The following is a 13629-nucleotide window of genomic DNA, read 5'->3' on the forward strand; positions in this document are numbered from 1 at the left end:
AGCCAGTGTGAGAACGGTTCGATTTCAAAATGAAATGGTTGCGAGGGGGGGATTATAGAATATAGGGTTTCGTGATTTGGAAATCAACTCGCTTTGCTCGCTGCGGGATCTTTATCGACACAATGAAAAAACCCTCCTTAGGAAAGGAGGGTTTTAAGTTATCAGATTAGAATGTTTCTGAGATTGTTTTTGCTTGCATGTGGAGTGCAAGGTAGTCTGGACCGCCGGCTTTGGAGTCAGTACCGGACATCTTGAACCCACCGAATGGTTGGTAGCCAACGATTGCGCCTGTGCAACTACGGTTGAAGTAAAGGTTTCCGACGTGGAAATCTTGCTTCGCTTTTTCGAGGTGCTGACGGTTATCAGAAATGACGGCACCTGTTAAGCCGTATTCTGTATTGTTGGCAATTTCGATCGCTTCATCAAAGTCTTTAGCCTTCGTGAAGCAAACGACTGGCCCGAAGATTTCTTCCTGCTGCATGCGGGAATCTGGTGCCAAGTCCGCAAAGACCGTCGGCTCGACGAAGTAGCCTTTGGAATCGTCCCCTTTACCACCTGTAATCAGTCGGCCTTCTTCTTTACCGACCTCTACGTACTTCATGATCTTGTCGTAAGCACCTTGGTCGACGACAGGACCCATGTAGACGTTCTCTTCTGATGCATTACCAACTGTTAATTTCTCCGTACGTTCTTTGACCATCTCAAGCAGTTCGTCGTAAATGTCTTCGTGTGCCACAACGCGTGAACCGGAAGAACATTTCTGACCAGAGAATCCGAAGGCAGAAACAATGATTGCATCCGCAGCCGTTTCGAGGTTGGACTGTTTATCAACGACAACCGTATCCTTACCTCCCATTTCAGCGATTACCTGTTTGATGTGCTTTTGACCTGGCTGTACAACAGATGCACGTTGCAGGATACGTGTACCTACATCACGTGAACCCGTGAAGGAGATCAATGCTGTTTTCGGATGATCAACTAGGTAATCCCCTACTTCTCCACCGCTTCCTGGTACAAAGTTCAGTGCACCCTTCGGTAGACCAGCTTCTTCTAGTACTTCAATGAATTTCGCAGCAATCACTGGGCTGTTACTAGCAGGCTTCATAACAACCGTGCTTCCTGTTACAAGCGGGGCTACAGCTGTTCCGGCCATGATCGCAAAGGCAAGGTTCCAAGGTGGAATAACGACAGCCACACCTGTTGATGTATAGACGTAGCGGTTCTGCTCGCCTGGACGGCTGTTGATTTCTTTTCCTTCACTCAGTTCAATCATTTGGCGTCCGTAGTATTCAAGGAAATCGATCGCTTCTGCTGTATCCGCATCCGCCTCTTTCCACGGCTTACCTACTTCATAGACGAGATAAGCTGAGAATTCGTGCTTACGACGACGGATGATGTGAGCAGCACGAAACAGCATTTCAGACCTAGCGCGAGCAGACCATTTTCTCCAACCGTCAAACGCATCAGATGCCGCTTGAATCGCTTGTTCAGCCAGCTCAGAATTCGCTTTTGAAACCGTACCAACCACTTGCTTCGTGTTAGCAGGGTTTGTTGATGTGATCGTCGCATCTGTACGGACGCGTTCTCCGTTAATCAAAAGGTCATGGTGCTGCCCTAACTCTTTTTCAACTTTTTTGAGTGCTTCCTCAAATGCTTGTTTGTTTTCCTCGATTGTGAAATCCGTGAAAGGTTCGTGTTTATAAGGTTGTACCATGATAATTCCTCCTTTGATTATTTACTGAAAATACCTCTTAGCGCAAAAGCGATGTTCGCTGGACGCTCGGCGAGACGACGCATGAAATAGCCGTACCAGTCTTCGCCATAAGGCAGATAAACGCGGACTTTGTACCCTTCTTTCGCAAGCTGTGCCTGCGTTTCATTCCGCATACCATAAAGCATTTGGAATTCAAAACGGTCATTCGGAATGTTGTTTTCCTGAACCAGCTGCTTCGTAAAATCGATGATCGCATCATCGTGACTTGCAATGGCTGTATAATGACCGTTCAAGAGATTTTTCTTAATAAGATGCTTCAAGTTGTCATCAACGAGACGTTTTTCAGGAAAGGCGACTTTGCCCGACTCCTTATAAGCCCCTTTGACGAGTCGCAAATACGGATCAAGCGGACTCAATTCATCTAAATCCTGGTCTGAGCGATACAAATACGATTGAACGACAGTTCCGAGATTCGGATATTGGGCTTTTAACTCTTTGTAAATGTCGAGTGTCTGCCCGCACCGCGAGGAGTCTTCCATGTCAATCGTTACAGTGATGTCGTATTTAGCTGCTTCTTGCAAAATACGGTGCATGTGCTCAATCACTATGTCCCGGGAAATATCCAGCCCGAGAGAAGTGAGTTTCAAAGATACCTCTGACTGAGCGCCGTGCGTAGCAATCGCTTGAATGCTATGCATACATTCCTCAGTCCGTTGCCTCGCTTCCTCTTCCGAAGCGACAAATTCTCCTAAGTGGTCCACCGTTACGTGCAACCCCTCATGGTTCAGCTTTTGAATTATCGGCATCGCCTGGGAGATCGTCTCTCCCCCTACAATCTTGTCAGCCCCAAAGTTCGTACCAAAACGCTTGGCTAAGCGATCTAACACTTTATTATTAGAAAGGTATAAGAAAAAGTTTTTGCTAATGGCTTCCAAGATCATCACACCCCTTTCATCTATCCTTGTAGGAACCATGAGGTTTCTTCGGTGGATGATTGAAATTTTTAATTGTTAAGAAAATTATAACTAGTGAAAGCCCTTTTATACAACGTGTCAAAAACACAAAGATAACCCCTCCGATTTATAGTTTTGTCACAATAGACAGAAAAAAGGCTGATATCGCGGGGATCTCAGCCTTTGTTGAATCAGTATAAATGGGCTTTTATTGCAGTTTACGAAGATCTTTAAATGCAAGGAACACAAAGACGGAATAAGCGACGACCAACAAAGCTCCTGCCAGCATGATGTGGTGGATGGCTACTCCAGTAGCGAGCACCATGGATGTGAGTGCATAGCTTACTGGAATCAACCCCATGGAGGACAAAGATAAGAGACCCATCACCCGGCCAAGCATTCGGTCTTCCACTAAGCTTTGGACGGCTGCGATAATCGGAATATTTGAGAAGGACAAAGCAATTCCGAACAACCCAAGCATAACCATACTCATCCATATGACTGTTGTCATACTGAGACCAGCAAAAGCTAATCCACCGAATATGATCGCCATGATACTCACCTTTCCGCGATTCTTCGAAATGTTTAAGACTCCTACCCCCACCGAACCTACCAACATTCCTGCAGCAAGGCCGGATTCTAATAAACTGAAATCCATCGCTGTGCCTTCTAACACTGTTTTGACGAACAGAGGTAACCCCATCGTCAACGGACCTACAAGGAATAAATTCAAGAACACGGTAGTCAGTAGCATCAAGACAAGCGTACGGGATTGTTTCACATAGTTGAATCCTTCTATAAAGGAAGCCCAGAACTTCTGATCATCCTCTTGCCCTTCATTCGCTTTTGGTGCACGCATGAGATATATGAGCAAACTTGCGACAAAAAGCATTAGTGCGGTGCAGCCAAAAACAATCTCATAGCTCCCTACTGCAATAAGCAGTCCTGCCAACATCGGTGCTAATATCAAGGAAGTCTGATTGGTCATCTGGATGATCGAATTCCCACGCGTCAATTGTTCTTTATCAATGATGGTTGGAAGAACGGAGCTTTCTGCTGCCCAGAAGAAGGCGTCCAATACACCAAATAACAAGGCAAATACAACAAACGTCCATAACGTGATGCCACCTGCTATGAACCAGACAACAAGACCTACCAAGAGGACCGCTCGGACCATTACCGACAGGAACATGATATTCGTTTTACTGAACCGGTCCGCTACCGTACCACTGATGACCATGAAAAGCAGCCTAGGGACACTCGATGCTACATAGATTAAACCAAGAGATGCTTCTAAGCCTAATACATTTACGACATACCAACTCTCTGCAAATAAGAAAAATGAAATTCCGAAACTCGATAATAATGCTGCTCCCCATAATAATAGGAAAGGTTGATTTCTAAATAAGGTTGTTTCCTTATCTGCTACCATGACTTGATTCGCTTCCACTGTCATCCCGCCTTCTTCGTTTTGTCTAACTTCAGTTTACGTTACCGAATGAAGGCAAACGAGTTGCTGCAGATGGAAATCGGTTCCGCCTTCAGGCTGATTTTCCACCTTCCTCCAGCAACCCATGACAAGTGTCATATTCAAGTCCTGACGTTTGTGTCTTATAAACCTAGCTCCCCTTCGGCTATGATAGGGATATACTGAACCTTAGCGAAGGAGTCGTATAATGAATACAGATAAAACAAAACAACTAAAGAAAAGTGTTTCAAACTATGCAAAACCTGATACAAAATCAGGCGTAATGCAGCTCATCAATACCGTCGTTCCACTCATCGCGCTGTGGACACTTGCTTACATCAGTCTGTCTTGGTCGGTCTGGCTAACCCTTGCAATCGCCACTATCACAGGCGGTTTCGTGGTCAGGTTGTTCATTATTTTCCATGATTGTACACACCAATCCTTTTTAAAGAGTAAGAAAGCAAACCGGATGATCGGAACCATTACAGGAATCTTGACCCTCTTCCCATTCGAAAAATGGAAGCGCGCCCACTCGATTCACCATGCCACAAGTGGTAATCTCGATAAACGCGGCACAGGGGATATTTGGATTATGACAGTGGAAGAGTATGCTCAAGCCTCTCTTCGTACCCGGTTATTGTACCGACTTTACCGGAACCCTATCGTCATGTTCGGATTCGGACCATTGTATCTGTTCTTAGTATCCAACCGCTTCAACCGTAAAGGAGCGAAAGGAAAAGAGAAAACGAACACACACGTGACAAATGTCAGTGTCGTCATCTTGTATGCGCTGATCATCAGCCTTGTCGGTTGGAAAGCGTTCCTTATCATTCAACTACCGATCCTTTACGTGTCTGGCGTACTCGGAATTTGGTTGTTCTATGTTCAACACCAATTTGAAGACTCTTACTTTGAAGAAGAATCCGATTGGGACTTTGTTAAAGCAGCGGTCGACGGAAGTTCTTATTACAAACTTCCACGTGTCCTGCAGTGGATCTCAGGAAACATCGGCTTTCACCATGTGCACCACCTGAGCCCGCGTGTTCCGAACTATTTCTTAGAAAAAGCTCATGAAGACACGCCACCACTCAAGCACGCAACGACGATCACGTTGAAAACGAGCCTGGAGTCGATCCGTTTCCGCTTATACGATCAGAAGAACAAGACGTTTGTTTCATTTAGGGAAGCGAAGTCGAGAATTCGCACCTACCGCCTTTCCTTCTTACAAAACAAACAACCAAGTTTACAAGATAAATAAACGAACAGCCTATTCTCCGGGATAGGCTGTTTATGTGTATAAAGGGAATTCAAAACATATGTCGGAGCACCCGTTTTTTAGTCTATAATGTAACTATTCAGTAAAGGAGGAAAAATGATGCAGAAGTGGTATCACATTATTCCGAAGAACACCGGACTTTCTATTTATGTATGGATTATATTCTGCCTCTTACCGTTTCTTTTTATATTCCGTTCCTCCTCCATGTATGAGGTTGCTTTCGGCATACTGATGACACTGATTTTCTTCTTGTCTTACCGTTTATCGTTTGTTTCGACCAGCGGCTGGGTCTATTTATGGGTCAGTGTCGAGATGGCGATCAGTCTAGTCATGACGATTTTATTCGGATACATTTATTTCGCACTGTTCTTAGCGTTCTATATAGGGAATATCAGGCACTTCGGCGGGTTTCTGTCACTATATATCGTCCATTTGACGACAACGCTCGTAGCGATCACCATCACTTTCATTACCGAAGTCGATTCCCTGTTCCCGCAGCTTCCGTTTATCATCATCTCTATCATTGGGGTCATCCTGCTTCCGTTTACGGTACGTTACCGCAACCAGCAGCAGAAGCTCGAAGGGGAGCTTGAGAATGCGAATGAGCGAATTTCTCAACTGATGGTATTAGAAGAACGAGAACGGATCGCCCGCGATTTGCACGATACATTAGGACAAAAGCTGTCTATGATCGGTTTGAAAGGGGAACTCGCAGGAAAATTAGTTCCCAAGGATCCAGCCAGAGCCGTCAACGAGATTCACGATATTCAACAGACAGCAAGAACCGCTTTAAAAGAAGTACGCGAGATGGTATCGAACATGCGCGGAACGAGCCTCAAAGACGAGCTGATCCGTGTCCAACAAATTGTCGAAGCAGCAGAAATGTCCTTTACACAGGAAGGAAACCCTGTGCTAGAAAACACACCTCTACTCGTTGAGAATGTACTTAGTATGTGTCTGAAAGAAGCAGCGACCAATGTAGTGAAGCACAGCAATGCCAGTCACTGCCAAGTCTCGATTGTTCAACAAACGAATGAAATTCTCGTTACCATAGCAGATGATGGAAAGGGAATGCCTGAGAGCATCGAACCGTTCAAAGGCCATGGGTTACAAGGCATCCGGGAACGCTTGGAGTTTGTAAATGGGAGTCTGGACATTCAGAGTATGGATGGAACGAAGCTCACCCTGCACGTTCCGAATGTCATTCAGAACGTCAAAAAGGAGGATTATTCATGATTCGGATCGTCATTGCCGAAGACCAGCGAATGTTATTAGGTGCATTAGGAGCATTACTCGATTTAGAAGAAGGAATGGAAGTCATTGGCCAAGCCCACAACGGCGAGGAAGCGGTGAAGCTTGTCAAAGAACTCAATCCCGACGTGTGCATTATGGACATTGAGATGCCAGTCCAAGATGGTCTCACCGCAGCAGAATCGCTCCGGCATGACCCTTGCAAAGTCATTATCCTCACCACCTTTGCACGTCCAGGTTATTTTGAGCGCGCCCGAAATGCTGGGGTAAGTGGATACCTCCTCAAAGACAGCCCGAGTGAAGAACTGGCAACTGCCATCCGTAAGATCATGGATGGCCAGCGAATCTTTTCACCGGAACTCGTCGACTTGGCATTCACAGATCCGAACCCACTGACCGATCGCGAAAAACAGGTGGCGCGCTTGATGGCAGAGGGAAAGAACACGAAAGAGATCTCTAAAGAATTATTCATCACAACAGGAACTGTACGGAATTACATTTCCGTTATCCTCGATAAATTAGAAGTGACCAACCGGATCGAAGCCATCTCCCGCCTGCAAAAGGAAGGTTGGCTCTGAGGATTTGGGCATGCATTTATATGTTTTTACTATTGCAAAATAGGGAATAGAAACAGCACTTTCGTAGAAAGAGAGCTGGTTTCCAATGAAGAAATATAACAAGCTGGTCCGAGACAAGATCCCTGATATCATGGGAGCGCTCGGAAAAACATTCAACACGCGTACTCTGGGAGATAGAGAGTATGTGGAGTCGCTACGCCAGAAGCTTCAAGAAGAAAGCGCAGAGTACTTAAAGACAGATAATGATCAAGATGCGTTAATGGAGCTCGCCGACATGCTTGAGGTCATACATGCGCTTGCGTACACACACCATGCCACCTTCGAAGAACTTGAGCACATTCGCCAACATAAAAAGAGAGAACGTGGTGCTTTTCTGAACCGCACCTACTTAATGGACGTAGAAGATGAAAAAAACGCCTAGAAAAAAGCCTTATCTCCTAAATAGAGATAAGGCTTTTTCAGAGTGTAGAGAAAGTCTCCTCGGTTCTTCCAAGTGTAGAAGAACGGTGTTGGAGAAACGGTCCGCTTTCCGCAGGCGTTCGGTGAGCTTCGACATATTCCCAAGGGAAGCACTTTACTTTCCAGACCACATAACACTGTATTCATAGCACGACCGTACTCTATGATTATTTTATACTTCGATTGTCCAGTTCTCGGTATCCTCAACAGAACCACGCTGAATGCCTGTGATTGTATCGTACAATTTCTGCGATAGTTCTCCGATTTCACCGTTGTTGATATCCATCTTCTCACCGGACCAGTTCAGTTGTCCTACTGGAGATATGACCGCTGCCGTACCGGTTCCGAACACTTCCTCCAGCTTCCCGTCTTGATAAGCTTGATAGATTTCATCGATTGAAACTTTACGCTCTGTGACAGGGATGTCCCACTTATGCAGCAGCTCGATGATCGACATACGAGTGATCCCTTTCAAAATACTGCCGCTAAGCGCCGGTGTAACGACTTCTCCGTCAATCTTGAAGAAGATGTTCATACTGCCTACTTCTTCGATATAACGCTTCTCGATTCCATCTAACCACAAGACATCCGCTAATCCTTCTTCATACGCTTTTGCCTGTGCCTGATAAGCGGACGAATAGTTACCTGCCGTCTTCGCCATGCCCGTTCCGCCTTTCACTGCACGGGTGAACTGTTTTTCCACATTGATCTGAACAGGCTTCAGACCACCTTTGAAGTAAGGTCCGACCGGAGATAGAATGACCATCAATTTATATGTCTTTGATGGAGCGACAGCAAGACTTGGTTCTGTTCCGATGATAAATGGACGAATGTACAAGGATGTACCTTCAAAATCTGGGACCCAATCCTGCTCTAAACGAATGAGCTCGATCAAATATTCCATGACACGCTCTTCGTCCACTTGCGGAATACTTAACCGTTCGCTAGATTTGTTCAAGCGTTTAATATTTTGATCGGGACGGAATAATAGAATACGGTCATCTTCCGTACGGTATGCTTTCATCCCTTCGAATACGGTTTGGCCATAGTGGAAGATCATTGCTGCCGGGTCGAGCGTCAGCGGTTCATAAGGTACAATGCGTGGTTCATGCCACCCTTTGTCTGCTTCGTAATCCATAACAAACATGTGGTCTGTGAAGGTGCGCCCGAAAGCGATCTCCTTAGACTGTGGCTTCGGCTTTTTATTGGCGTTCTTAACGATAGTGATGGTAGATGAACTCATTCGCTCCACTCCTCCTCCTACGCTCCGCTTTAACAAAGCAAAGCGTTATTGTGTTTTATATTACATTGTACGAGGGTGGAACGAAAAAGAAAAGTGTTTTGACCAAATTTTCAAAATACATATAGTCAGCGCTCTTCTCTGGAATGAAGTTTCACCCTTTGTTAGTCTGCTATAATTTGGGTAGTGAAAAATGCGAGGTGACTAGAATGTTCAACATATTAATCATCGAAGACGATGTGACCTTATATCAGCAAATCTCAGACCGACTCGAACAGTGGTCTTATGCCGTCCATGGCATCCATGACTTCCAACACGTTATGGAAGTCTTTACCGAGGTGAAACCGGAGCTTGTCATCATCGACATCCAACTCCCAAAGTATGACGGCTTCCACTGGTGCCGCATAATCCGCGAACATTCCAGTGTCCCGATTCTGTTCCTATCCTCCCGGGATCACCCGACAGACATGGTGATGTCGATGAATTTAGGTGCAGACGATTTCATCCAGAAGCCGTTTCATTTCGATGTACTTGTTGCCAAGATCCAAGCACTGCTGCGCCGGGCGTATGACTACAACGCGGAAGCGGCTGAACTGAAAACCTTCAATGGCGCGACAGTCGACTTGGAACAGAACCGCCTTACAAACGACCATGGGACGATTGAGCTGACGAAGAATGAAATCTATATTCTGAAGCTGCTGATTGAACAGAAGAATAAAGTCGTCAGCCGAGAATCCCTCATTGAACGGCTGTGGGAAGATGAGCGCTTTGTAAGCGACAATACGCTCACAGTCAATGTCAACCGCTTGAGGAAGCGGCTGGGGGAGATCGGTCTAGAAAATACAATAGAAACCAAAGTCGGCCAAGGATACAAAGCAATCGAGAAGGTGAGCCCATGATTGGAGCGTTTCTCCGCGAGCGGTTCGCATGGATTTTATTCTTTCTAGCTGCGCAAGGTCTGGGTCTTCTTCTAGCATTTCTGGACGAGACACTCGCCTTTTCGTCTATGCTCTATTTCAGCGTCATTACATTGGTTGCCTTCCTTCTCTTCCTTGCTATCCGTTACAAAATAGAGACAGCCTTCTACCGTAAGTTGAAGGACCGCTCCTCAGACACTGACCTCACCAGTCTTCCGGAGGCGTCCCTCCCGATGGAGCAGGTGGTGGAAGAAACAATGACCGAGGAATTGCAACGGTTGAAAGGGAAAGCTTCCCAGTTGCAGAAAGAGACGGAAGAGGAAAAAGATGAAATGATGGCATGGATTCATGAAGTCAAAACTCCGTTGACTACAATGAACCTTATCATCCAACAAGTAGAAGACAGCCGTCTCAAACAGTCATTGAAATATGAATGGCTCAGGATCCACCTGCTCTTGGAACAGCAGCTTCACCAGAAACGAATGCCTTTTATGGAGAACGATTTATATGTAGAGACGGTCGACTTGAAGCCGCTCCTCTTGAATGAGATCAAGACGCTACAATCCTGGTGTATGCAAAAAGGGGTCGGAATCGATTTGAACTTAAAGGAAACGGAAGTGCTGACGGATGCTAAGTGGGTGACCTTCTTGATCCGACAACTGCTTACCAATGCCGTGAAATACAGCGAACACTCCGACCTACATATCTCATCGACTATACGGAACGACCAAGTGACGTTGCATGTATCCGATAAGGGACGGGGAATTGACCCCAAGGACTTCCCCCGTATTTTTGAAAAAGGCTTTACGTCGACTGTTCATCACGATGATGCCCACTCAACAGGGATGGGGCTTTACCTCGCTTCTAAAGTAGCGAAAGTGTTAAAAGTAGATTTGAAGATCGAGTCCCAGCCGCGCGAGGGTACCACCGCCTCACTGACGTTCCCGAAAGCCAATGAATTCACCCAACTAAGAGGCATGTGACAAAAGTGTCACATGCTTCTACTGTTTTGTTCGTTGAATCGAAGGAATCAGAAAGGAAACCCTTCTATACTGGAGTTACCATCAAACGTAAGGGGTTATCGAAATGAGTTTATTAGAAGCAACCAAAATTCATAAAAGCTATGGCAATAAGTTTACGAAGCAAGAAGTGTTGAAAGGCATTGATTTAACAATCGAAAAAGGAGAATTCGTAAGCATCATGGGAGCTTCCGGTTCCGGGAAAACGACGCTACTGAATGTCCTCTCCTCCATCGACCAAGTAAGTCAGGGGTCTATCCGGATCGGAGACACCGAGATTACAGCAAAAAAAGAGAAAGCTCTAGCTGAGTTCCGGAAGCACCACCTTGGCTTCATTTTTCAAGAATACAATTTGCTCGATACATTGACGGTGAAAGAGAATATACTCCTTCCCCTATCCATTGCCAAGATGTCCAAAAAGGCTGCGCAGAAGCAATTTGAGGGCATTGCGAAAGACTTGGGAATTGAAGACATCGCCGGCAAATACCCGAGCGAAATCTCAGGTGGTCAGAAGCAACGTACCTCGGCAGCCCGAGCGTTCATCCATGAGCCGAGTATCATCTTTGCCGATGAACCGACTGGAGCGCTTGATTCCAAATCAGCTTCTGATCTATTGAATAAATTAAGTGACTTGAACTCAAAACGCGAGGCGACGATCGCCATGGTAACGCACGACCCTGTAGCCGCGAGTTACTCTTCCCGCGTCATTTTTATAAAGGACGGTCAGATGTACACCCAGCTTCATAAAGGAGACCAGACGAGAGAAATGTTCTTAAAGGACATCATGACGACGCAGGGCGTGCTCGGAGGCGTTCATCATGACGCTTAATCAACTGATCTGGAAAAGCTTGAAGAAGAATTTGTCCAACTATTACTTGTATGTATTTGCACTCATCTTCAGCGTGGCTCTATTCTTCGCATTTGTTACGATGAACAGTTCCCCTGATACCGGCGCTGCCAAGGAAACCACGACGGGCAGTGTCGGGTTGACGCTAGCTTCGATTGTACTGACTGTCATCGTAACCGTGTTTTTGCTCTATGCTAACCGAATTTTCATTAAGCGACGCAGCAAGGAAATCGGTCTATTCCAGCTGATCGGCATGACGAAGCGGCAAGTCTTCCGTGTGCTAAGCATGGAACACTTCCTTCTTTACTTCGGTGCAATGGTGGTCGGTATCGGCTTCGGTTTTTTGACATCGAGATTACTGGAACTGGTCTTACTGAATGTGACGGGGCAGGAAGGGCTCGCTACGCTGTCCTTTTCCATGAAAGCACTGCTTCAGACCATTCTCTTCTTCAGTGTCGTATACGGGCTGATCATGCTTTCGAACGCGCTATACATCAGGAAGCGTAACATCCTGGACCTCTTTCAAGTACGATCGAAGAGTGAAGGGAAACGGGTATCTGTTATAGAAACAATCATGGGAATCTTCGGCCTTGTCCTGATCGGGACCGGCTACTATGTCTCTTCGATCATGTTCCGAGGGGACATGGTCCGAGTCGAGCTTCTCTTCGGTATTATGCTGTTCATTCTAGCTACTGTAATTCTTGGCACGTATTTATTTTACAAAGGCTCGGTCTCCTTCTTAGGAAATCTGATTCGCAAACAAAAAGCGGGCTACTTACATGTCAGGGAAGTGTTGTCCCTTTCTTCTATTCTGTTTAGAATGAAGTCCAACGCCCTCATGCTGACGGTCATTACAACGGTATCCGCTCTTGCGATCAGCCTACTTTCTTTGTCATACATTACGTACTACTCCGCAGAAGAGACAGCAATGCAGCGCGTTGCAGGCGACTTCGCTTTTCTTGAAAAAGCTCCTGCCGATACGTTCACGGCAATGCTTGAAGAGAACGGGATTGCGTATGAACGAAACAACATCGATATTGTAAAGGCGAACATCAACGTAAAGGACATCGTTCAAGCGGAAGGGGACTTCAATTTTAACCCTGATGAGATGCTTGCCACCGTCATCAGCGATGAAGATGTAGAGATCGATGTTGCACCTGATGAGACAGTATTCAGCGGAACCAATGACTTGATGAGCCAAATCATGTCGTTGAAGAATACGGGAGAGATCGCCTTTGAAGAAGTCGGAACGAAACAGCTAACCGGTACACAGGATGAATATTATGTGAGTAATATCTTCACAAGTGGCGGACTTCCCACTGCCGTTGTCGACCAAGAAACGTTCGAGCGTCTCAATGAAAACAAAGACCCAGAGCTTCAGTGGACATCTTCTCTACAAGTAACCGTGAATATGGAAGACTCAAGCAAGGTTACAGAAGCAAACAAACTCTTCGAAGAATTGCCAGAAGGAGAACTTCCACAATTCTCACGTATCAAACAAGAGACAGACCAAAAACAAAGTCTAGGGCTGACCCTATTTATCATCGGGTTCCTAGGACTCACATTCTTGATTACATCGGGCTGTATCCTCTACTTCAAGCAGATGGATGAAAGCGAGGATGAACGTTCGAATTACACCATTTTACGAAAAATCGGCTATACGAGAAACGATTTGTTGCAAGGGATCCGCTTGAAACAACTCTTCAACTTCGGTATTCCACTCGCCGTTGGACTTCTGCACAGCTATTTTGCTGTAAAATCAGGCTGGTTCATCTTCGGGACTGAACTATGGACACCGATGTTGATCGTCATGGGGCTGTATGCGTTGTTCTACTCCATTTTCGGAGTGTTATCTATTCAATATTACAAAAAAGTCATTCGAGAGTCGTTGTAGCATTAATAATAGT

General features: G+C 45.7%; 12 protein-coding genes. 8 read left to right on the top strand and 4 right to left on the bottom strand.

Annotation, left to right across the window (positions count from 1 at the left end):
• Nucleotides 1-166: 166 nt before the first annotated feature.
• From pruA to E4663_RS12125, 3 genes are all read right to left on the bottom strand, one after another.
• Nucleotides 167-1714, bottom strand: a complete 1548-nt coding sequence (pruA, locus tag E4663_RS12115; protein ID WP_135327807.1) for an L-glutamate gamma-semialdehyde dehydrogenase — start codon at nucleotides 1712-1714, stop codon at nucleotides 167-169.
• 17 nt (nucleotides 1715-1731) lie between these two features.
• On the bottom strand, nucleotides 1732-2649 hold the full coding sequence (locus E4663_RS12120; protein WP_079478443.1) for a proline dehydrogenase family protein: 918 nt from the start codon (nucleotides 2647-2649) through the stop codon (nucleotides 1732-1734).
• A 226-nt stretch (nucleotides 2650-2875) separates the two neighbouring features.
• Complete coding sequence (locus E4663_RS12125) at nucleotides 2876-4117, bottom strand: MFS transporter (RefSeq protein ID WP_241657189.1); 1242 nt, start codon at nucleotides 4115-4117, stop codon at nucleotides 2876-2878.
• Nucleotides 4118-4343: 226 nt separating this feature from the next.
• On the opposite strand from E4663_RS12125, the gene desA reads away from it, so the two are divergent.
• From desA to E4663_RS12145, 4 genes are all read left to right on the top strand, one after another.
• Nucleotides 4344-5393 (top strand): Delta(5) desaturase DesA, encoded by a 1050-nt coding sequence (gene desA, locus E4663_RS12130; RefSeq protein ID WP_135327809.1) that lies wholly within the window; start codon nucleotides 4344-4346, stop codon nucleotides 5391-5393.
• A 117-nt stretch (nucleotides 5394-5510) separates the two neighbouring features.
• Nucleotides 5511-6647: a sensor histidine kinase gene (locus E4663_RS12135; protein WP_135327810.1), complete on the top strand. Its 1137-nt coding sequence runs from the start codon at nucleotides 5511-5513 to the stop codon at nucleotides 6645-6647.
• Nucleotides 6644-7240, top strand: coding sequence for a response regulator transcription factor (locus E4663_RS12140; protein WP_135327811.1), 597 nt, complete (start codon nucleotides 6644-6646; stop codon nucleotides 7238-7240). Before E4663_RS12135 ends, E4663_RS12140 begins: the two co-directional genes overlap by 4 nt.
• 85 nt (nucleotides 7241-7325) lie before the next feature.
• A complete protein-coding gene (locus tag E4663_RS12145) occupies nucleotides 7326-7661 on the top strand; it encodes a nucleoside triphosphate pyrophosphohydrolase (RefSeq protein ID WP_135327812.1) in 336 nt (111 codons plus the stop codon).
• 210 nt (nucleotides 7662-7871) lie between these two features.
• On the opposite strand, the gene E4663_RS12150 is transcribed toward E4663_RS12145, so the two are convergent.
• Nucleotides 7872-8942: a branched-chain amino acid aminotransferase gene (locus E4663_RS12150; protein ID WP_079477640.1), complete on the bottom strand. Its 1071-nt coding sequence runs from the start codon at nucleotides 8940-8942 to the stop codon at nucleotides 7872-7874.
• A gap of 206 nt (nucleotides 8943-9148) precedes the next feature.
• On the opposite strand from E4663_RS12150, the gene E4663_RS12155 reads away from it, so the two are divergent.
• The 4 genes from E4663_RS12155 to E4663_RS12170 all read left to right on the top strand — a co-directional run bounded on the left by E4663_RS12155 (nucleotide 9149) and on the right by E4663_RS12170 (nucleotide 13616).
• Nucleotides 9149-9838, top strand: coding sequence for a response regulator transcription factor (locus E4663_RS12155; RefSeq protein ID WP_135327813.1), 690 nt, complete (start codon nucleotides 9149-9151; stop codon nucleotides 9836-9838).
• Nucleotides 9835-10839: a sensor histidine kinase gene (locus tag E4663_RS12160; protein WP_135327814.1), complete on the top strand. Its 1005-nt coding sequence runs from the start codon at nucleotides 9835-9837 to the stop codon at nucleotides 10837-10839. The genes E4663_RS12155 and E4663_RS12160 overlap by 4 nt, the downstream gene beginning before the upstream one ends.
• 103 nt (nucleotides 10840-10942) lie before the next feature.
• Nucleotides 10943-11704 carry an ABC transporter ATP-binding protein gene (locus E4663_RS12165; protein WP_079477635.1) on the top strand — a complete coding sequence of 254 codons (762 nt, stop codon included), beginning with the start codon at nucleotides 10943-10945 and terminating at the stop codon, nucleotides 11702-11704.
• On the top strand, nucleotides 11694-13616 hold the full coding sequence (locus E4663_RS12170; RefSeq protein WP_135327815.1) for an ABC transporter permease: 1923 nt from the start codon (nucleotides 11694-11696) through the stop codon (nucleotides 13614-13616). The genes E4663_RS12165 and E4663_RS12170 overlap by 11 nt, the downstream gene beginning before the upstream one ends.
• Nucleotides 13617-13629: the final 13 nt, after the last annotated feature.

This window comes from Halobacillus salinus, from assembly GCF_004684905.1.
GTDB classification, from domain to species: Bacteria; Bacillota; Bacilli; order Bacillales; family Halobacillaceae; genus Halobacillus; species Halobacillus salinus.